Origin of the sequence: Acidovorax delafieldii, from assembly GCF_007993815.1 — a bacterium.
GTDB lineage: Bacteria > Pseudomonadota > Gammaproteobacteria > Burkholderiales > Burkholderiaceae_C > Acidovorax > Acidovorax delafieldii.
The window spans coordinates 413,484-432,877 of sequence record NZ_VJWE01000013.1 but is presented as its reverse complement, the minus strand read 5'-3'; the positions used below and the strand labels follow the sequence as shown (position 1 = coordinate 432,877).

The 19,394-nt window shown below is 66.1% G+C and carries 17 protein-coding genes; 11 read left to right on the top strand and 6 right to left on the bottom strand.

Annotated features, from left to right (window positions below):
• Together ATF69_RS13990 and ATF69_RS13985 are read left to right on the top strand one after the other, a co-directional pair.
• The coding region (locus ATF69_RS13990; RefSeq protein WP_244303728.1) for a methyl-accepting chemotaxis protein at positions 1 to 1,016 on the top strand (1,016 nt) is incomplete at its 5' end.
• Between the two features lie 128 nt (positions 1,017 to 1,144).
• A complete protein-coding gene (locus ATF69_RS13985) occupies positions 1,145 to 1,369 on the top strand; it encodes a tautomerase family protein (protein WP_056060909.1) in 225 nt (74 codons plus the stop codon).
• A gap of 11 nt (positions 1,370 to 1,380) precedes the next feature.
• Here the strand turns inward: ATF69_RS13985 and recJ are convergent, their stop codons facing one another.
• The gene (gene recJ / locus ATF69_RS13980; RefSeq protein ID WP_056060912.1) at positions 1,381 to 3,105 is read right to left on the bottom strand and encodes a single-stranded-DNA-specific exonuclease RecJ; all 1,725 of its coding nucleotides are present in this window, start codon (positions 3,103 to 3,105) and stop codon (positions 1,381 to 1,383) included.
• Positions 3,102 to 4,055 (bottom strand): phosphoglycerate mutase, encoded by a 954-nt coding sequence (locus tag ATF69_RS13975; protein WP_146871327.1) that lies wholly within the window; start codon positions 4,053 to 4,055, stop codon positions 3,102 to 3,104. Before ATF69_RS13975 ends, recJ begins: the two co-directional genes overlap by 4 nt.
• Before the next feature lie 346 nt (positions 4,056 to 4,401).
• On the opposite strand from ATF69_RS13975, the gene ATF69_RS13970 reads away from it, so the two are divergent.
• Both ATF69_RS13970 and lolD read left to right on the top strand, forming a co-directional pair.
• On the top strand, positions 4,402 to 5,655 hold the full coding sequence (locus ATF69_RS13970) for a lipoprotein-releasing ABC transporter permease subunit (protein WP_056646585.1): 1,254 nt from the start codon (positions 4,402 to 4,404) through the stop codon (positions 5,653 to 5,655).
• Positions 5,648 to 6,349 carry a lipoprotein-releasing ABC transporter ATP-binding protein LolD gene (gene lolD, locus ATF69_RS13965; protein WP_146871326.1) on the top strand — a complete coding sequence of 234 codons (702 nt, stop codon included), beginning with the start codon at positions 5,648 to 5,650 and terminating at the stop codon, positions 6,347 to 6,349. The genes ATF69_RS13970 and lolD overlap by 8 nt, the downstream gene beginning before the upstream one ends.
• 872 nt (positions 6,350 to 7,221) lie before the next feature.
• On the opposite strand, the gene ATF69_RS13955 is transcribed toward lolD, so the two are convergent.
• From ATF69_RS13955 to ATF69_RS13940, 4 genes are all read right to left on the bottom strand, one after another.
• Positions 7,222 to 8,268, bottom strand: coding sequence for a VWA domain-containing protein (locus tag ATF69_RS13955; RefSeq protein ID WP_056060921.1), 1,047 nt, complete (start codon positions 8,266 to 8,268; stop codon positions 7,222 to 7,224).
• Between the two features lie 67 nt (positions 8,269 to 8,335).
• On the bottom strand, positions 8,336 to 9,373 hold the full coding sequence (locus ATF69_RS13950; RefSeq protein ID WP_146871325.1) for a DUF58 domain-containing protein: 1,038 nt from the start codon (positions 9,371 to 9,373) through the stop codon (positions 8,336 to 8,338).
• Positions 9,374 to 9,385: 12 nt separating this feature from the next.
• A complete protein-coding gene (locus ATF69_RS13945; protein WP_146871324.1) occupies positions 9,386 to 10,402 on the bottom strand; it encodes an AAA family ATPase in 1,017 nt (338 codons plus the stop codon).
• A gap of 44 nt (positions 10,403 to 10,446) precedes the next feature.
• Positions 10,447 to 11,394 carry a S1C family serine protease gene (locus tag ATF69_RS13940; protein WP_146871323.1) on the bottom strand — a complete coding sequence of 316 codons (948 nt, stop codon included), beginning with the start codon at positions 11,392 to 11,394 and terminating at the stop codon, positions 10,447 to 10,449.
• 147 nt (positions 11,395 to 11,541) lie between these two features.
• On the opposite strand from ATF69_RS13940, the gene ATF69_RS13935 reads away from it, so the two are divergent.
• From ATF69_RS13935 to ATF69_RS13905, 7 genes are all read left to right on the top strand, one after another.
• A complete protein-coding gene (locus ATF69_RS13935) occupies positions 11,542 to 12,381 on the top strand; it encodes a TatD family hydrolase (protein WP_146871322.1) in 840 nt (279 codons plus the stop codon).
• Positions 12,382 to 12,515: 134 nt separating this feature from the next.
• Positions 12,516 to 13,145 (top strand): DNA-deoxyinosine glycosylase, encoded by a 630-nt coding sequence (locus ATF69_RS13930; protein ID WP_192418473.1) that lies wholly within the window; start codon positions 12,516 to 12,518, stop codon positions 13,143 to 13,145.
• Complete coding sequence (locus ATF69_RS13925; protein ID WP_146871321.1) at positions 13,146 to 13,910, top strand: class I SAM-dependent methyltransferase; 765 nt, start codon at positions 13,146 to 13,148, stop codon at positions 13,908 to 13,910.
• Positions 13,911 to 13,923: 13 nt separating this feature from the next.
• On the top strand, positions 13,924 to 15,717 hold the full coding sequence (tfpB, locus tag ATF69_RS13920; RefSeq protein ID WP_121943537.1) for a type IV pilus assembly ATPase TfpB: 1,794 nt from the start codon (positions 13,924 to 13,926) through the stop codon (positions 15,715 to 15,717).
• 196 nt (positions 15,718 to 15,913) lie between these two features.
• Complete coding sequence (locus tag ATF69_RS13915; protein ID WP_056747453.1) at positions 15,914 to 16,402, top strand: tripartite tricarboxylate transporter TctB family protein; 489 nt, start codon at positions 15,914 to 15,916, stop codon at positions 16,400 to 16,402.
• A 15-nt stretch (positions 16,403 to 16,417) separates the two neighbouring features.
• On the top strand, positions 16,418 to 17,929 hold the full coding sequence (locus tag ATF69_RS13910; RefSeq protein ID WP_056747454.1) for a tripartite tricarboxylate transporter permease: 1,512 nt from the start codon (positions 16,418 to 16,420) through the stop codon (positions 17,927 to 17,929).
• A 118-nt stretch (positions 17,930 to 18,047) separates the two neighbouring features.
• The gene (locus ATF69_RS13905) at positions 18,048 to 19,346 is read left to right on the top strand and encodes a DUF3422 family protein (RefSeq protein ID WP_056060948.1); all 1,299 of its coding nucleotides are present in this window, start codon (positions 18,048 to 18,050) and stop codon (positions 19,344 to 19,346) included.
• The last annotated feature ends 48 nt before the right edge of the window (positions 19,347 to 19,394 follow it).

The window sequence follows — 19,394 nt, the reverse complement described above, 5'->3', positions numbered from 1 at the left end:
CGCTGTCGGCCATGTCGTCACGGCTGCGTGGTGTGGTGAGCGAAGTGCGCCAGGGGGTGGATTCGGTCTCGTCGGCGTCGGTGGAGATTGCCAACGGCAACCACGACCTGTCGGCGCGCACCGAGCAGACGGCCTCCAACCTGGAAGAGACGGCAGCGAGCATGGAACAGCTCACGGCCACCGTGAGCCAGTCGGCCGACACGGCCCGCCAGGCCAACCAGCTCGCCGGCACGGCAGCCCAGGCCGCAGCGCGGGGTGGCGAAGTGGTGGGCCAGGTGGTCACCAGCATGCAGCAGATCACCGACAGCAGCCGCAAGATCAGCGACATCATCGGCACCATCGACGGCATCGCCTTCCAGACCAACATCCTGGCGCTGAACGCAGCGGTGGAAGCCGCCCGGGCCGGCGAGCAAGGCCGTGGGTTTGCGGTGGTGGCCAGCGAAGTGCGCAGCCTGGCGCAGCGCAGCGCCGAGGCGGCCAAAGAGATCAAGACCCTGATCAGCGCCAGCGTGGAGAACGTGGAATCGGGCTCGGCCCAGGTGGCGCAGGCAGGGCAAAGCATGCAAGAGATCGTTGCCAGCGTACAGCGGGTGAGCGACCTCATCGGCGAGATCACGGCCTCCTCGACAGAACAGCGCGATGGCATCGCGCAGGTCAACCAGGCCGTCACACACCTCGATCAGATGACGCAACAGAACGCGGCGCTGGTGGAAGAGTCCACGGCGGCAGCTGCCTCGATGCGTGACCAGGCACAGCACCTGGCGCAGGTGGTGTCGGTGTTCAACGTGGGAGCGGTGGCCACCCGGGCGCCGGCAGCGGCGCCCCGCGCCGCAGCATCTGCCCCCGCACCACGGCCCGCCGTGGCCAAGGCAACGGCCAGCGCGCCCCGTGTGGCGTCGGCCGCCGCGCCGAAGGCCCCTGCGCCCGCCCCGGCGCGCCTGCCTGCGGCCAAGGCCCCCGCCCCAGCAGCCAAGGCAGCGGCGCAGGGTGGCGATGACGATTGGGAGAGCTTCTAAATCGATAGCGGCCAGCGCATGACCATCAAGCGCTAGCGGCTATTTTTTGTGGTCGGTATTCCGTCCGAATTGACAGCAAGGCAGCGTGAGCTGCCTTTTGTTTTGGTGCACCTTGAAAGGATTCTCCGATGCCCTTGGTCAACATCCGCCTTGCGCGCCGCGACCTGCCGACTACCGCAGCCCAGAAAGCCGCCCTGATTGCGGGCGTGACCCAGCTCATGCAGCAGGTGCTGGACAAGCGGCCGGAAAGTGTCACCGTCATCATCGACGAGGTGGACCCCGAGAACTGGGGGCAAGGCGGAGAGCCGGTGACCGTGATCCGCCAGCGAAGCAAGGGGCCGACGCAGGCTTGAGCGGTGGCGCACTACACCTGCGCGCCTTCGACTAGGAACTGCACCTTGCGCTCGCCCTTCCACTCGTTCACATCCAGGCGGAAGGCCAGCAGCACCCGAGCAGGCAACTGCTCGGTGTGGCCGAACCAGATGGCATCCACGGGGTTGCCCTGGTGGATGAGCTTGAGCGACAGGTGGTTCTTGGCCTCGCCCACCAGGCGCTGGCTCACGATCTGCACCTCTTCGCTGAAGGTGGGGGGCGCAAAGCCCTGGCCCCAGACCTCGCGGTGCAGCGTGTCCACGATGTCGGCGCGGCAGTATTCGGGGGCCAGCGGGCCGTCGGTCTCGATGCGGCGGGTGAGGGTGGCGGCGTCCAGCCATTCCTGCGCCACCTGGGCAAAGGCCTGCTCGAACACGTCGAACGATTCCTCCGCCACCGTGCAGCCCGCCGCCATGGCGTGGCCGCCGAACTTGAGGATCACGCCCGGGTGGCGTTTGGCCACCAGATCCAGCGCGTCGCGCAGGTGAAAGCCGGGGATGGAGCGGCCCGAGCCTTTGAGCTCATGCTCCTTGCCCGGCGCGCTGCTGGCCGCAAACACGAAGGTCGGGCGGTGCAGCTTGTCCTTGATGCGGCTGGCCACGATACCCACCACGCCTTCGTGGAAGTCGGGGTCGAACACGCTGATGGCGGGGGGCGGCTCTTCGCTCTCGTCGAACAGGCTCTCGGCCATCAGCATGGCCTGCTCGCGCATGCCTCCTTCGATCTCGCGGCGCTCGCGGTTGATGCCGTCCAGCGTGGCGGCCAGTTCGGCAGCGCGGCCTGCGTCGTCCGTCAGCAGGCATTCGATGCCCAGCGTCATGTCCGCCAAGCGGCCGGCAGCGTTGATGCGTGGGCCTAAAGCAAAGCCAAAGTCGAAGGTGGTGGCCACGGGTGCCTTGCGGCCGGCGGCGTGGAACAGGGCGGCGATGCCTGCGGGCATCTGCCCCGCGCGGATGCGCTTCAAGCCCTGGGCGACCAGGCGGCGGTTGTTGGCATCCAGCTTGACCACGTCAGCCACGGTGCCCAGCGCCACCAGGGTGAGCAAGGGGTCGAGCTTGGGTTGCGTGGCGGCGTCAAACACGCCACGCGCACGCAGCTCGGCGCGCAGCGCCAGCAGCACATAAAACATCACGCCCACCCCGGCCATGGACTTGCTTTCGAACGGGCAGCCGGGCTGGTTGGGGTTGACGATGGCGTCCGCCGCAGGCAGCTCGGGGCCAGGCAGGTGGTGGTCGGTCACCAGCACCTGCAGGCCCAGCGCCTTGGCCTCGGCCACGCCGTCCACGCTGGCGATGCCGTTGTCCACGGTGATGAGCATGTCAGCGCCCCGCTCGGCCACGCGGCGGGCGATCGAGGCGGTGAGGCCGTAGCCGTCGGTCACGCGGTCGGGCACCAGGTAGTCCACGCTCTGGGCGCCCAGCAGCCGCAGGCCGCGCACACCCACGGCGCAGGCGGTGGCGCCGTCGCAGTCGTAGTCGGCCACGATGATGAGCCGTTGGTTCTGCGCCATGGCATCGGCCAGCAGGCGGGCTGCGGCGTCAATGCCCTTCAAGCCATGGTCGCCACTGGGCGGCAGCAGGCGGCCCAGGCCATCGTCCAGCTCGTCCTTGGCCCGCACGCCACGCGCGGCGTACAGGCGCGCCAGCAGCGGGTGCACGCCGGCCTGCTCCAGCGCCCAGGCGGCGCGGGGCGGAATGTCTCTTGCTATTATTTTCATAGCTGCACCAGCATATTCGACCAGCGCATGGGGCGAAAAAGACCTTGAAACCGCTGTGCAAGGCTGCGTGGAGCGGTGTGGAAGCCCAGCGCATTGCGTTCGCCGCACAGGGTCAGCTGCACGGGCGTGCCGCTTTCGGCCCGGCGCAGCAGGTCGGCCACGGGGCCTGCGTCCAGCGCGGCCCAGGCGCTGGCCCAGGTGCGCCAGTCGTCGTGCAAGGCGGCGTCCCGCAGGGTGGTGGGCATATGGGGTGGCACTGTGCCACGCGGTGGGCCGGCCAGTGCGCCCGTGCCATGCACCCAGAACGAGTTGACGATGGGCAGCCCGCGCGCTGAGCGCTCGTCGTTGAAGGCGTGGGTGTACAGCAGCATCTGCATCTCGCTGTGCAGGCGGTGCAGGGTGCGGGCTTGTTTCGCATCGGGCATCCAGGCGCGCACGTCGCGCAGCAGCACACGCTCCAGCGACGCGGTGGCCAGGTCGGCAAACAGCGGCCCGCTGGCCAGCCAGCGCGTGGGCTGGTCGTAGTGCAGGGTGATGCCGTCCTCGGCAAACCAGGGCGCCACGATGGCCAGCAGCGCGCGGGACGCGGCTTCGTCCAGCCCCAGCTGTTCGGGGTCGCGCAGGGTGACGTGGTCGGTGCTGACCTGCCACTGGCAGGGCGTGACGAAGGCCCAGGCCTCGCCGTGGGTCGTCAGGCCTTGCTGTTGGCGGTGCCAGGCGGCCCAAGGGATGCGGCCGTCCTGCGCGGGCAGGCCCAGGGCGCGGGCCAGGGCGCGTTCATGGGGGACAGAGAAGCTGGTTTCTTCGCCGCTGTCGCTCTGGGCGGGATGGGGGCTGAGCCGGGCCAGCAGCCGGTCCAGGTGGGGCAGGGCCAGGCCCTGTTGGGCTTGCTGGCATCCCGGTGAGGCGCTGGCGGCGTAGGGAATGAGCAAATGGGTGGTGTCCGACATGGCTAGAGCGAGTGAAACACTTTTACGTGCCCACGAAAACCGGGGAAAGGCCCGGCAACAAGGCGCAGGACGCGCAGCGGTTGGGATACCGCAAGCGGGCTGCAACGCAGTGGCCGGGCCTTTCCCCGGCTTTCCCGAAGGGTTGGGCCTCCAGGCCAGCGCTCGCGGCGTTGCGGACCTTGCCAAGGCGTCCAGCCTTGGCGGCGGCCCGCGCCTTGCGATCACTGGCCTGGAGGCCCAACGTGGGTATGTAAAAGTGTTTCACTCGCTCTATTGTCCGGGATGCCACAATCGGCCCGTCCCGTAGCGTGCATTCCGCACCGTACAGGCCCTTCTTTCCTAATCCATGCAAATTCCCTACGAACTGGCCCTGGGCTGGCGCTACACGCGCGCGGGCCGCGCCACGCGGCGCAATGGCTTCATCTCGTTCATCTCGGGCGTGTCCATGCTGGGCATTGCGCTGGGGGTGGCGGCGCTGATCATCGTGCTGTCGGTGATGAACGGCTTTCAAAAGGACGTGCGCGACCGCATGCTCAGCGTGGTCTCGCACATCGAGATCTTTGCGCCCCTGGGGGCCGCACTGCCCGACCCGGCGCTCACCCTGGCCGAGGCCAAGAAAAACCCGAATGTGATCGGGGCTGCACCTTTTGTAGCGGCCCAGGCCCTGCTGGCGCGTGGCGAAGACATGAAGGGCGCACTGGTGCGCGGCATCGACCCGGCCCTGGAAGGGGCGGTGACCGACCTGGCTGCCACCAATGAGAAAACGCTGAACCTGCTGGTGCCTGGCGAATTCCGCGTGGTGCTGGGGGGCGAGCTGGCCCGTGCCCTGGGCGTGCGGGTGGGCGACCCGGTGACGCTGATAGCGCCCGCCGGCCAGGTGACGCCGGCAGGCGTGGTGCCGCGCCTCAAGCAGATGACGGTGGCGGGCACGTTTGACTCCGGCCACTACGAATACGACTCGGCCCTGGTGCTGCTGCACCATGAGGACGCGCAGCGCATCTTCCGCCTGGAAGGCCCCACGGGTGTACGCCTCAAGCTCAAGGACCTGCACCAGGCCCGCGAGGTGGCGCAGCAACTGGCGCAGTCCCTGAGCGGCCAGCTACTGATCCGCGACTGGACGCAGCAGAACCGCACCTGGTTCGCCGCCGTGCAGCTGGAAAAACGCATGATGTTCATCATCCTCACGCTCATCGTGGCCGTGGCTGCGTTCAACCTGGTCTCCACGCTGGTGATGACGGTGACCGACAAGCGCGCGGACATCGCCATCCTGCGCACGCTGGGCGCCAGCCCCAAAAGCATCATGGGCATCTTTGTGGTGCAGGGCGCGATGGTGGGCGTGATCGGTACGCTGGTCGGCCTGCTGCTGGGCCTTGGCATCGCGTTCAACATCGATGTGATCGTGCCGGCCATCGAGCGCGCGCTGAACGCGAGCTTTTTGCCCAAGGACATCTACCTCATCAGCAAGATGCCCAGCGAGCCGCAGAGCAGCGACATCGTGCCCATTGCGGTCATCTCGCTGGTGCTGGCCTTTGTGGCCACCCTGTACCCCAGCTGGCGCGCCAGCCGTGTGAACCCTGCCGAGGCGCTGCGTTATGAGTAACCCCACCCCCTATACCAACAGCCACCCGGTGGTGCTGGAAGCCAAGGGCCTGACCAAACGCTTTACCGAAGGCCGCCTGGATGTGACCGTGCTCAAGGGCGTGGACCTGCAGATCCATGCAGGCGAAACGCTGGCGATCGTAGGCGCCTCGGGCTCGGGCAAGAGCACCTTGCTGCACCTGCTGGGCGGGCTGGATGCACCCACGGCGGGCACGGTGCGCCTGAAGGGCGAGGAGATGTCGTCGCTGTCGGCGGAGCGCCAGGGGCAGCTGCGCAACCAGCACCTGGGGTTTATCTACCAGTTCCATCACCTGCTGCCGGAGTTCAGTGCGCTGGACAACGTGGCCATGCCGCTGCGCATCCGCCGCCTGCCGTTGGCCCAGTGCCATGCGGAGGCGGAGCGGGTGCTGGCGTCAGTCGGTTTGAAGGAGCGGCTGATGCACCGGCCGGCCGAGCTGTCGGGCGGTGAGCGTCAGCGGGTGGCGATTGCGCGGGCGTTGGTGACGCGGCCTGCTTGCGTGCTGGCGGATGAACCTACGGGCAATCTGGACCGGAGTACGGCTGACGGGGTGTTTGACTTGATGCTGCAGTTGGCGCGGGATCAGGGCACCGCATTTGTGATGGTGACGCACGATGAGTCGCTGGCGGCCCGGTGTGACCGGGTGATGAGGCTGGTGTCTGGGGTTTTGGGGTGATTTTGGCTGGATGCGCTAGTGGAATATGTGGTGGTAGCTATTGATTTCGTAGCGTTTTCTTGTGGTTGCTGATTGGATCGCATGCCTGGGTTGAAGGCGGAGGCCGGGAGTCGCCCGGCGAGCGAGTAACTTTCTTTTGCTTCGCCAAAAGAAAGTCACCAAAGAAAAGGCGACCCCCAGCCTGCGACCCCCACGCGGTGCGTGGGGGCAAACCTGCGGCGGCGCGGTCGTGGGGTGCGCCGTGGAACTCACTGCGCTGCGTTGCAGCTTCGTTCAGACATCCACGGCGAGTCAGTGCACGAGGCATGGGCGCTCCGACGCCCATGCTCACCCCGCAACCGCCCCGCCGCAGGCGCAGCCAGCAGGGGGGTGGACAGCCGAACATCCAAACAACCGAACAGCCGGACATCCATTCGGGCCATTGCTGCGCTCGGCCCAGGCTGCGCAGCGCGAGGCGCTTGCGCCCGCGATTCGGGGCCGAGCGCAGCGATGGCCCGTGTGTATGTTCAGCTCCCCGTGCCCCTGTGGATGCGCCGAGGAGCGCAGGGTTTGGCGGATCAGGGCTCGCGTGTGTCTGAGCGACGCGCAGCGGCGCGAGTTGAGCGAGACCCCGCCAAACCCGAGCACCGCAGGTTTCCCCGTAGCGAAGCGCAGGGGACGCAGACAGTGGGGTCGTCTTTCTTTTGGGTACTTTTCTTTGGCGAAGCAAAGAAAAGTACCTCGCCTGCCGGGCGACTCCCGGCCTCCGCCCTTCATCAAGGCATGCCGTTAATCAGGCAAACAGCCCTTTGCACGGAGGGAGAGTGCTTCAAAAAGCATAGCTGCCAGCGCATATCCCACTAGCGCATCCAGCCAAAATCACCCCAAAAAAATCACATCACCCGCCCATACCACCACACCGACAACCCCGCCGCCACCAACGCCAGCACCGCTCCCAACAACGCCAGTAAAGAAGAAATCTCCGTCTCCTTCTTCTCCACCGTCAGCCGCGAGCTCAGCGTCTCGTACACCTTCTTCAAGTCTGCCGCCGTCGCCGCATGAAAGTATTCGGCATTGGTCCGCGCAGCCACGGCCTTCAGGGTTTCTTCGTCCAGCCGTACCCGCATCGACCAGCCCTCAAAGCCAATGGTCTCGCCCTGCACCGTGCCCACCCCCACCGTGTACACCCGCACCCCCCGGTCGGCCGCCCACTTGGCGGCTTCCAGTGGGTCCACGCCTGTGGTGCGCTGACCGTCCGTCAGCATGATGATGGCGGCCGAGTTGTACGAGCCTGGGGCTACGGGCGTGAACGTCTTGGCGGGGTCCTGCTGCTTGCCCAGCTCTTCGATGGGCTTCGGGCGCATGGCCTGGCGGCCGCCCAGAGCGGCGATGTCGATACCCGCATCGGGAAAGATCGTGGCCAGCGACAGCATGATGCCGTTGCCCGTGGCCGTGCCGCGCTGCAGCTGGAAGCTGTCGATGGCTTTCACCAGGTCTTCGCGGCTCTGGGTGGGCAGCTGGGCCAGCTGGGCGCTGCCCGCAAAGGCCACGATGCCCACGCGCACATGGCGCGGCAGGTCGGCAATGAAGGCCTTGGCGGCGTTCTGGGCGGCGGTGATGCGGTCGGGCTCCACGTCGGCGGCGCGCATGCTGCCCGACACGTCCATGGCCAGCATGATGGTCTGGTCCTGCGAGGGCAGGGTGATGACGGCCAGCGGGCGCGCGGCGGCCAGCAGCAGTGCCACCAGGGCCAGCAGGAACAGCGCGGGTGGGATGTGGCGGCGCAGGTGCTGGCCCGGGCCCATGGCCTCGCGCACCAGGGACAGGCTGGAGTAGGTCAGCGCTGTTTTCTTGCGCCGGTGCAGCAGCCACCAGTACAGCAGTACCAAGAGGGGCACAGCCAGCAGCAGCCAGAGCAGGGTGGGCCAGAGAAAAACCATGGTGTGTGTCCTTGGTGGCGAGTACAGCGTGTGCGGCGGGTGATTAATGAATCAATCCATTGATCGGTCAGGCGGCGGCAGCCGTTGCGGCAGGGCCTGCGGATGCCGATGCGGGGACGAGGGGGTTGCTGTGCGCCCGCACCCGGCGCTGGCGCAGGTCCATGAAGCGCAGCAGGGCGTCGACCAGATCGTCGTCGGTGCACAGCTCCAGCGTGTCGGCGCCCGCGCGGGTCAGGCCCTCGCGCAGCGCCGCCTCGCGGTCGGCGGCCAACTGGGCAAAGCGGCGGCGAAAGCCTGCGTCGTGCGTGTCCACCTGCAGTTGCTCGCCGCTTTCGGCATCGCGCAGCGTGACCAGGCCCACTTCGGGCAGCTCCAGCTCCAGCGGGTCGAGCAGGCGCACGGCCACCACGTCATGCCGCTGGGCCAGTTGGGCCAGGGGCTTTTCCCAGCCGGGCGCGCTGATGAAGTCGGACACCACAAATACGGTGGACCGGCGCTTGAGCGTGGCCAGGCCGGTCTGCAGCAGCCGGTGCAGTTCGGTGGCGCCGCCACCCGTCTTGTGCGGTGGCACCGGGGTTTTGGACGGCAGCAGTTTGTGCACCAGGTGCAGCACATGGGCGCGGCTGCTGCGCGGGGGCAGTACGGCATCCACTGCGCGTTCGGCCTTCGGACTGGCACCGCCGTAGAGCACGGCGCCCACTCGGTTGCCGTGGCGGGTAAGCAGGCGCGAAAGCACGGCCACAAAGCCGGTCAGGATGTCGCGCTTGGCGTGGCCTGTGGGGCCGAAGCTGATGGACGGGCTCAGGTCCAGCAGGAACCAGGCCGACATTTCGCGGTCTTCGGTGAACACGCGCACATGGGGGGTGTTCAGCCGCGCGGTCACGTTCCAGTCGATGTGGCGTACGTCGTCGTGCGGCTGGTATTCGCGCAGGTCGGTCAGGTCCAGGCCGCTGCCGCGCATCAGCGTGCGGTAGTCGCCCTGCAGCAGGCCGTCCAGGCGGCGGATCACCTTCCACTCCAGCTCGCGCAGCAGCCGGTCGGCCTGCCCGGGCAATGTGGGCAGGGTGTGCACCGTGGCGGAGGTTGCAGGCGGCTTGCTGTTCATGGCGATGACACCTCAAGCAGCTTTTTGCTCGTGATGCAAGGGACGTGCTGGTGCCGGGATCTTGGCCATGATGCGCTGGATGAGTGCGTCGGCATCCAGCCCGTCGGACAGCGCTTCGTACGACAGCGCCACGCGATGGCGCAGCACATCGGCGGCCAGATCGGTCATGTCTTCGGGCAGCACGTAGTTGCGCCCGCGCAGCATGGCCAGGGCCTGAGCCCCCTCGGCCAGGGCAATGGTGGCGCGCGGGCTGGCGCCGCAGCTGATGTAGCCGGCCAGGTCCTTCAGGCCATGTCGTGCGGGCTCGCGGGTGGCTGCCACCAGCTTCACGGCGTATTGCAGCATCGACGGGTCCACATACACGGTGCGGCATTCGGCCTGCAATGCCGCCAGCTGCGCCGTGGTGGCCACGGGTAGCACCTGCACGGGCACATCGAGCGCGCGCTGGGCGATCACGAATTCTTCTTCCTCGGTGGGGTAGCCCAGCAGCACCTTCATCATGAAACGGTCCACCTGCGCCTCGGGCAGCGCGTAGGTGCCTTCGGTCTCGATGGGGTTCTGGGTGGCCATCACCAGGAAGGGCTCAGGCACCTTGTGGGTTTCGCCTGCAATGGTCACCTGGCGCTCCTGCATCACCTCCAGCAGCGCGCTCTGCACCTTGGCGGGCGCGCGGTTGATTTCGTCGGCCAGCAGCAGGTGGGTAAAGACCGGGCCCAGCGTGGTGCTGAACTCGCCGGCTTTTTGGTTGTACATGCGCGTGCCCACCAGGTCGGCGGGCACCAGGTCGGGCGTGAACTGGATGCGCTTGAAGCTGCCCTGGATGGTGCTGGCGAGTGTTTTCACCGTCAGCGTCTTGGCCAGGCCCGGCACGCCCTCGACCAGCAGGTGGCCCTGGGCCAGTATGGCGACCATGACGCGCTCCAGAAAGCGGTCCTGCCCGACCACTACGCGTTTGACCTCGTAGAGCACCTGTTCCATCAGCGTGGCGGTGGTGGCGTTCGATGCATTGGGCGACGTGCTGGATGACATGGGGCTCCTTGCGATGACGAGTGGAGTGGTGGGGCGGTGTGCGGTCAGAACGGCGGCGTGCCCACGGCGGACGCCGCGTTTTCGATGGGCACTGCGAAGCCGATGCCGATGAAGGTGCGCGCCTGCGTGGGGTTGAGGATGGCGGTGACGATGCCCACCACCTCGCCGTCCATCGTCACCAGCGGGCCACCCGAGTTGCCAGGGTTGGCGGCCGCGTCAAACTGGATCAGGTTGCTGAGCTGGCGCTTGCCCTCGGGCGAAGTGAATTCGCGCTGCAGGCCCGACACCACGCCCGCCGAGGCCGAGGGGCCGATACCAAAAGGAAAGCCGACAGCCACCACATGGTCGCCCGGGCGCAGGTTCTGGGTGGACCGCAGGGTGGCGGCCTCCAGGTCGTCGGGCACCTTGTGGGCCTGCAGCACGGCCAGGTCGTTTTCGGGTTGCACGCCGGTGATGCTGGCCGTGGTTTCCAGTCCGTCGTGGAAGGTGATGCCGATGCGGTCTGAGCCAGCCACCACATGCAGGTTGGTCAGGATGACGCCTTTGTCCACGATGACCACGCCCGTGCCGATGCCGCGCTCGACCTCTTCCTTGCCGTTCTTGCTGCGCCCGTAGCCCACCACGCGCACCACCGAGGGGCCGATGCTCTCCACGGCACGCGCTGCGGCGGAGGGCGGAGTGGTGGTCTCCAGCGTGCGCAGCACCGCGGCGTCGATGTCGTCCTGGGTGATCTTGCGGGCGGGGCTGCGGGTGTTGTGCCAGACGCTGGCTACCAGCAAGGCGGCCAACAGCACCACGATGGTCCACAGGGCAACCAGCTGGCGTTTGAATGCCCGGGAATTCGGGGGCGTGGCGGCTGCGGTGGCGGCGTTCGTCGCTGGCGAATCATCTGCGGGCGGCGCTGTGGAGGCCACGGCTTCGGTGGCATCCACCGCCGCAGGCGTGCGGCTGCGGGCGGGGCGGGAGCTGCTGTAGAGGGCGGGCCGGGGCATCCTGTCACCTTTGCTCGTACACGCCAGGGCCTGGCGCACGCAAATGACAGTAGCACGGTTTGCGGGCAAATGCACATGCAGGGCTACACGGGCCCACCGTCCCCTGCGACCGCAGCCTTTGCAGGCTGCATCGGGCATCATCGGCGCATGACCGCCTGGATCGATACCCACTGCCACCTCGACGCCCCCGAGTTTGATGCCGACCGCAGTGCGGTCCGCGCACAGGCTGCGGCGCAAGGCGTTTGCCATTGCGTGATTCCGGCCGTGGAGCGCAGCAACTGGGACACCGTGCGGGCACTGGCGCACCAGCATGGGGATAGCTACGCGCTGGGCATTCATCCCCTCTACACAGGGCGCGCCGAGGAGGAGGACCTGCAGCATCTGGCCGGGTATCTGGAGCAGCACCACGCCGACCCGCGCCTGGTGGCGATTGGCGAGATCGGCCTCGATTATTTTGTGCCGGGCCTCGACCCGGCGCGCCAGGAGCGGTTCTACCGCGCACAGCTGCAGCTGGCCCGGCGGTTTGACCTGCCGGTGATCCTGCATGTGCGCCGTTCTGCCGACAAGCTGCTCAAGGGCCTGCGGGATTTGCCGGTGCGCGGCGGCATTGCGCATGCCTTCAACGGCAGCCTGCAGCAGGCGCAGGCGTTCATCGGCCTGGGCTTCAAGCTGGGATTTGGCGGTGCGGTGACCTATGACCGCGCCCTGCAGCTGCGCCGTCTGGCCACCGAGCTGCCCGGCGATGCCCTGGTGCTGGAGACCGACGCGCCTGACATTCCGCCCCACTGGCTGTACACCACCGCCGCAGAGCGCGCCGCAGGACAAGCCCAGGGCCGCAACAGCCCGGCAGAGCTGCCTGGCATTGCGGCGGCGGTGGCCCAGCTGCGCGGCCAGCCTGTGCAGGCGCTGGCCGGCAGCACCTGGGCCAATGCTTTGGCCGCGTTGCCCCGGCTGGAAAGGCTGCTGGCAGACGGGCGGCCGTCGTAGGGGGATAGAGAGACCGGCAAGGACGATCAAATGGGAGAAATTGGGGAGTTTGACGCCCTGTGGCAAAGGGCCGACAGCTATCTTTTTTGTGCTGCCAGACGTGGCTGACGGCCCTTTGGGGCCAAAATTGCCCCATGCTTCCAGCCCCTGTTGCAGCCGACCCGTCGCCGGCCTCCACGCCTGACGCCTCCGGCCCGTCCGCGCGCTGGCTGGGCCTGCCGCCGGTGGCAGGTGTGCGCACCGTGGTGCTGGTGCTGGGCAGTTTTCCGGGGGCTGCGTCATTGCAAGCCCGCCAGTACTACGCGCACCCCCAGAACCACTTCTGGAAGATCCTGCAGGCCTTGTGGCCCCAGCATCCCTTGCCCCCGGCGGGGCCGGATGGCTATGCAGACCGCTGTGCCTGGCTGCTGGATCGCGGCCTGGGCCTGTGGGACGTGTACCAGAGCTGCGAGCGCGAGGGCAGCCTGGACACCAGCATCCGTAACGCCCGGCTCAACGACTTTGCGGCGCTGCGCAGTGTGTGCCCCCGGCTGGCCGCGCTGGCGCACAACGGTGCGGAGAGTTTTCGGCACGCGCCGGCGGCGCTTGCCGCGCTGGGAGCTGCCGGGCAGCCGACGCTCTTGCCGCATGATGTGGGCACGTCAGGCGCACGTGCCATCGAGGCCTTGCGGCTGCCATCGACCAGCCCGGCCAACGCCTCCTGGAGTTTTGAACGTAAATTGACCGCCTGGGCCGATGTGATGGCCCGGCACGGATTGCTGTGAATGGCCCGTAAAAAAGAAACCTTGCAAGAACTGCCCGAAGTCAGCGTGTCTGACGACGGCGAAGTGCGCCACCTGCATCTGGGCACACCCTGGATCCAAGGCTCCATGCGCATCGACGAGCCCTTTGCCCTGGAGCTGGAGTACGTGCAGCGCATGATGGCTTGGCTGCTGTTTGCCGACCTGGCGCAGGTGTCCAAGGGCCATGCTATGCAGTTGGGGCTGGGGGCGGGTGCCATCACCAAGTTCTGCCACAAAAAGCTGCGCATCTGCACCACCGCCATCGAGCTGAACCCGCAGGTGCTGGCCGTGTGCCGCCAGTGGTTCAAGCTGCCGCCCGACGGCGCCAAGCTGCGCGTGGTGCTGGCCGACGCGTCCAAGGAGATCCAGAACCCCATGTGGCTGGGCACGGTGGATGCGCTGGCTGTGGACCTGTATGACCACGAGGCTGCGGCCCCCGTGCTCGATAGCCCCGATTTTTATGCCGACTGCCGCGCACTGCTCGCGGAGACGGGCTGCATGACCGTGAACCTGTTCGGCCGCGCGTCGAGCTTTGACCGCAGCCTGCAGAGCATGTCCCAGGCGTTTGGCAGCGATGCGCTGTGGGCGTTCAAGCCCACGCGTGAAGGCAACACGGTGGTGCTGGCCCAGCGCACCCCCACGCGGCCCAAGCGCGCGGAACTGGCCGAGCGGGCCGAGGCGATTCAGGCGCGGTGGGACCTGCCCACCACCAAATGGCTGCGGGTGTTCAAGCCTGTGAACCCCTGAGAGGAATCTTGCAATGAATGCTCCTGTCGTGACCCCTGACCGGCTGAAGTCGGCTTCATACATTGGCCCGGTGGACTGGCGCCGCATGGTGCAGTGGCTCAGCGATGACAAGGTGATCTCGCGCGAGGAAGCGCAACGCACCATCGCCCGCTGTTCGCAGGCCGAGAGCTCCCAGCATGCCCTGGTACGCCTGGCCAGTGTGGCCATGGAGCGGGTCAGCGACAGCAAGCCGCTCGACATCGAGGCGCTGTCCGAGTATCTGGCGCAACGTGCGGGCCTCGCCTACCTGCGCATCGACCCCCTCAAGGTGGATGTGGGGCGCGTAGCAGACACCATGAGCGCCACTTATGCGGAACGCCACAAGGTGCTGCCTGTGCAGGTGACCAGCAAAGAAGTGGTGGTGGCCACGGCCGAGCCTTTCATTGATGACTGGGTGGCCGAGGTGGAGCGCCAGTCGCGCCGCTCGGTGCGCCGGGTGGTGGCGAACCCCCAAGACATCCACCGCTTCACGGCTGAATTTTTTGCGCTGGCCAAGTCGGTGCGCGCCGCGCAGAAGGCTGGCGGCAACTCGGGTGGCAGCAGCTTTGAGCAGTTGGTGGAGCTGGGCAAGAGCAACAAGCAGCTCGATGCCAACGACCAGGGCGTGGTCAAGGTGGTGGACTGGCTCTGGCAGTACGCGTTTGACCAGCGCGCGAGCGACATTCACCTGGAGCCGCGCCGCGACCAGGGCGTGATCCGTTTTCGCATCGACGGTGTGCTGCACCCGGTCTACCAGATGCCCATGGGCGTACACAACGCGATGGTAGCGCGCATCAAGTTGCTGGGTCGCATCGATGTGGTGGAAAAACGCCGCCCACAGGACGGCCGCATCAAGACCCGCAACCAGCGGGGCGAAGAGGTGGAAATGCGCCTGTCCACCTTGCCCACTGCGTTTGGCGAAAAGATGGTCATGCGCATTTTTGACCCGGACAACGCGGTCAAGGACCTTGATGCCCTGGGCTTTGCGCAGCACGATGCGCAGCGCTGGGAGGCGTTGGTCAAGCGGCCGCACGGCATCATCCTGGTGACTGGCCCCACGGGCTCGGGCAAGACCACCACGCTGTACTCCACCCTGAAGCGCGTGGCCACCGAAGAGGTCAACGTGAGCACGGTGGAAGACCCGATCGAAATGATCGAGCCCAGCTTTAACCAAACCCAGGTGCAGCCGCAGCTCGACTTCAACTTTGCCGAAGGCCTGCGCGCCCTGATGCGGCAGGACCCTGACATCATCATGGTGGGCGAAATCCGTGACCTGGAGACCGCCGAGATGGCCATCCAGGCGGCGCTGACGGGCCACCTGGTGTTCTCTACCCTGCACACCAACGATGCCCCCAGCGCCATCACCCGCATGATGGAGCTGGGTGTGCCGTCGTACCTCCTCAATGCCACCTTGCTGGGCGTGCTGGCCCAACGGCTGGTGCGCACGCTGTGCAAGCAGTGCAAACAAAAGGATGAGGCCGCGAGCCGCGAAGCCCTGACCGAGGTGGTCAAGCCCTGGAAGATCAGTGGTAGCTACCACCCGTACAAGCCGGTCGGCTGCGTGGATTGCCGCATGGGCGGTTTCAGGGGCCGCATGGGGCTCTATGAATTGCTCACCGTCAGTGAGGCTCTCAAGGACAAAATCACCCAGGCGCCTTCCATTGACGTACTGCGCCGCCAGGCCGTGCAAGACGGCATGCGTCCCTTGCGCCTGGCGGGCGCGCTGCGCGTGGCGGAGGGGCTAACCACCATGGAAGAGGTGATTGCTGCCACGCCGCCTCTGGAGTGAGCGAAGGGGAGGGGCGGTCATTCCTCTGCGGTTGGCCAGCCGTCTTCCAGAGTGGTTTTCGAGACAGTCTCCTGGGCGACTCGCCCGGTGGTGCATGCCTGCCAGGCGTTACCGGATGTAGGTGGAATCCACATCGCGCCGCCCCCTCCTTGCCAGCACAATCGCGCAGTCGAGAATTCCGTCAAGGAGACAATTCGTGAAAATCAAGAGTAATAAAGACTTTGCGTCCGGGCTCATGTTCATGGGCGTAGGGATCGCATTTGCGTGGGGTGCCACCACTTACAACGTGGGCACGGGCGCGCGCATGGGCCCTGGCTACTTCCCGTTGTTGCTGGGGATTTTGCTGGCCCTCATCGGCAGCGTGATCACCTTCAAGGCGCTGACCGTGGAAACCGCCGACGGCGACAAGATCGGCAAATGGGCCTGGAAGCCGCTGTTCTTCATTCTGGCTGCCAACTTTGCCTTCGGCATTCTGCTGGGTGGCCTGCCCAGCATGGGCATCCCGGCCATGGGCCTCATCGTGGGCATCTATGCACTGACCTTCATCTCCAGCCTGGCTGGCAATGAGTTCAATGCCAAGGGTGTGTTTGTTCTGGCCACCGTGCTTGCCATCGGCAGCTACGTGGCTTTTGTGTGGGCGCTCAAGCTGCAGTTTCCTGTGTGGCCGAGTTTCATCGCAGGTTAAGCAGGAGCACCGACCATGGAATTATTCAATAACCTCGCGCTGGGTTTTGGCGTTGCTTTCACGTTCCAGAACCTGATTTACTGCTTCGTGGGCTGTTTGCTCGGCACGCTCATTGGCGTGCTGCCAGGCATTGGCCCGGTGGCGACCATCGCCATGCTGCTGCCCGCCACCTATGCGCTGCCCCCGGTGGCGGCGCTGATCATGTTGGCTGGTATTTACTACGGTGCCCAGTATGGTGGTTCCACCACCGCCATTCTGGTGAACCTGCCAGGCGAGTCTTCGTCGGTGGTGACCGTGATTGACGGTTACCAGATGGCGCGCAAGGGTCGAGCGGGGCCGGCGCTGGCGGCTGCAGGTCTGGGTTCGTTCTTCGCGGGCTGCGTGGGTACGCTGATCCTGGCAGCCTTTGCGCCTCCGCTGACCGAAGTCGCGTTCAAGTTCGGTCCTGCCGAGTACTTCTCGCTGATGGTGCTGGGTCTCATCGGTGCTGTGGTGCTGGCCTCAGGCTCGTTGCTCAAGGCGGTGGCCATGATCGTGCTGGGCCTGCTGATGGGTCTGGTGGGTACCGACGTGAACTCGGGCGTGGCCCGCTTCAGCTTCGATATCCCTGAGCTGACCGACGGCATCGGTTTTGTGACCATCGCCATGGGCGTGTTCGGTTACGGCGAAATCATTGCCAACCTTTCGCGTCCTGATGACGAACGCGAAGTGTTCACTGCCAAGGTCGAGGGTCTGTTCCCGACCAAGGACGATTTCAAGCGCATGATTCCCGCCGTGCTGCGTGGTACCGCGCTGGGCTCTGCACTGGGTATCCTGCCTGGTGGCGGTGCGCTGCTGGCTGCTTTTGCTGCCTACACGCTGGAAAAGAAGACCAAGCTGCAACCCGGCGAAGTGCCTTTCGGCCAGGGCAATATCCGTGGCGTGGCTTCTCCGGAAGCTGCCAACAACGCCGGTGCACAAACCTCGTTCATCCCGCTGCTGACGCTCGGCATTCCTCCCAACGCCGTGATGGCGCTGATGGTGGGTGCCATGACCATCCACAACATCCAGCCTGGTCCCCAGGTGATGACCAGCAACCCCGAACTGTTCTGGGGCCTGATCGCTTCGATGTGGATCGGCAATGCGATGCTGATCATCTTGAACCTGCCGCTGATCGGCATCTGGATCAAGCTGCTGACCGTGCCTTACCGCTGGCTGTATCCGTCCATCGTGCTGTTCTGCGCGGTGGGTGTGTACTCCACCAACAACAACACCTTCGACATCTGGATGGTGGGTGCGTTCGGTCTGATTGGCTACATCTTCTACAAGCTGGGGACCGAACCGGCACCGCTGCTGCTCGGTTTCATTCTGGGCCCCATGATGGAAGAGAACCTGCGCCGTGCGCTGCTGCTGTCGCGTGGTGACTGGAGCGTGTTTGTGACGCGTCCGCTGTCGGCTGGCCTGTTGGCGGCTGCGGCACTGCTGCTCATCATCGTGCTGCTGCCTTCAGTCAAGAACAAGCGCGAAGAAGCGTTTGTGGAAGACTGATCGGGTCCGATTCTTTTCTCACCCTGATCAACGGCACCTTCGGGTGCCGTTGTTTTTTGGGCAGTGGCGTCCACGTGGTACGGCTGTCGCCAGTACACAATTGCGGGCAGAGGTCCGCATGTCTACACCGTTTCATCCCACGCAGCACCCGCACCGGGCGATGCTGCACAACGAAATCCACGCCCGCCCGCCCGAGGCGATGAATGCCCCGCTGGCCATCGCGCACATCGTGATGCTGGCCGATGCGGCAGGGCGCGAGGCCAGCCGGGCCCATGTGGCCGCGCTCCTGCGGGACCACCACATGGCGCTGCCCGACGCCCAGACCACCCACTTGCGGATGGACTTGGGCGCTTTTCGGATGCGCTGGGAGATGCACACCGAATTCGTCACCTGGACCTTCATGGTCCCGGCTCCGGTGGAGGCTTTTGGAGAGCGGGAGCCGGTCAGTGCCGTGGATTCCGTTCCGCACGACTGGCTTGCAGCTTTGCCCGGCCAGTGCCTGTGCAGCCTGAACCTGTGGGTGCTGCCCACACACACCTTTGGATCGGGCTCTCTGGTCAAGCACGTTCTGCACGAAGACACATTGGTAGCTTCTACCGTGGCCGACGGGCATGGTGAGGTGTACACCGACTTTGCGATCCACGCCGACGGCTTTTCGCGCATGGTGCTGCTCGCAGGGGGTATGACACCACGGCGCCTGGGGCGTTTGGTGCAGCGCCTGCTGGAAATCGAGACCTACCGCATGGCGGCCTTGCTCGGTCTGCCTGCCGCTCGCGAGGCTGCCAGTGTGCTGGCCTTTGCTGAGCGCGAACTGGCGGCGCTGGCTGAAGCCATCCGCACGGCCAACCGTGATGACGAGCCCGCCTTGCTCGACCGGCTGACGCGCCTGGCCGGGCAGGTGGAAAGTCAGTACGCAGCCACGCACTCGCGCTTCTCGGCCAGCAGTGCCTACTTTGAATTGCTGGACCGCCGTATCCAGGACATTGCCGAGTCCCGCCTGGCGGGCATGCAGACCATCCGGGAGTTCATGGACCGGCGCCTGACCCCTGCTCGCAGTACCTGTGAGTGGGCAACCCGTCGGCAGGATGCGCTGTCGCAGCGCGTATCGCGCATGAGCAACCTGCTGCGCACCCGGGTAGAGATCGAACAGCAGCAAAGCAGCCAGGCGCTGCTGACCACCATGAACCACCGGCAGGATCTGCAGTTGCAGATGCAGTCCACCGTGGAGGGGTTGTCTGTAGCGGCCATTACCTATTACATCGTCGGGCTCGTCAGCTATCTGGCCAAGGGCGCGCAAAAACTGGGCTGGCCGTTGTCGCCGGAGACTACGGCAGCCCTCGCGATTCCGGTGGTGGCGGCAGGGGTGTGGTGGTCACTGCGGCGGCTGCACCAGCGGGTGTTCCACAAACACCGCTAAGGCGGTTGGCCCACCGATCTGTCGAGCGGCACGGGGTGCACTTTGGCT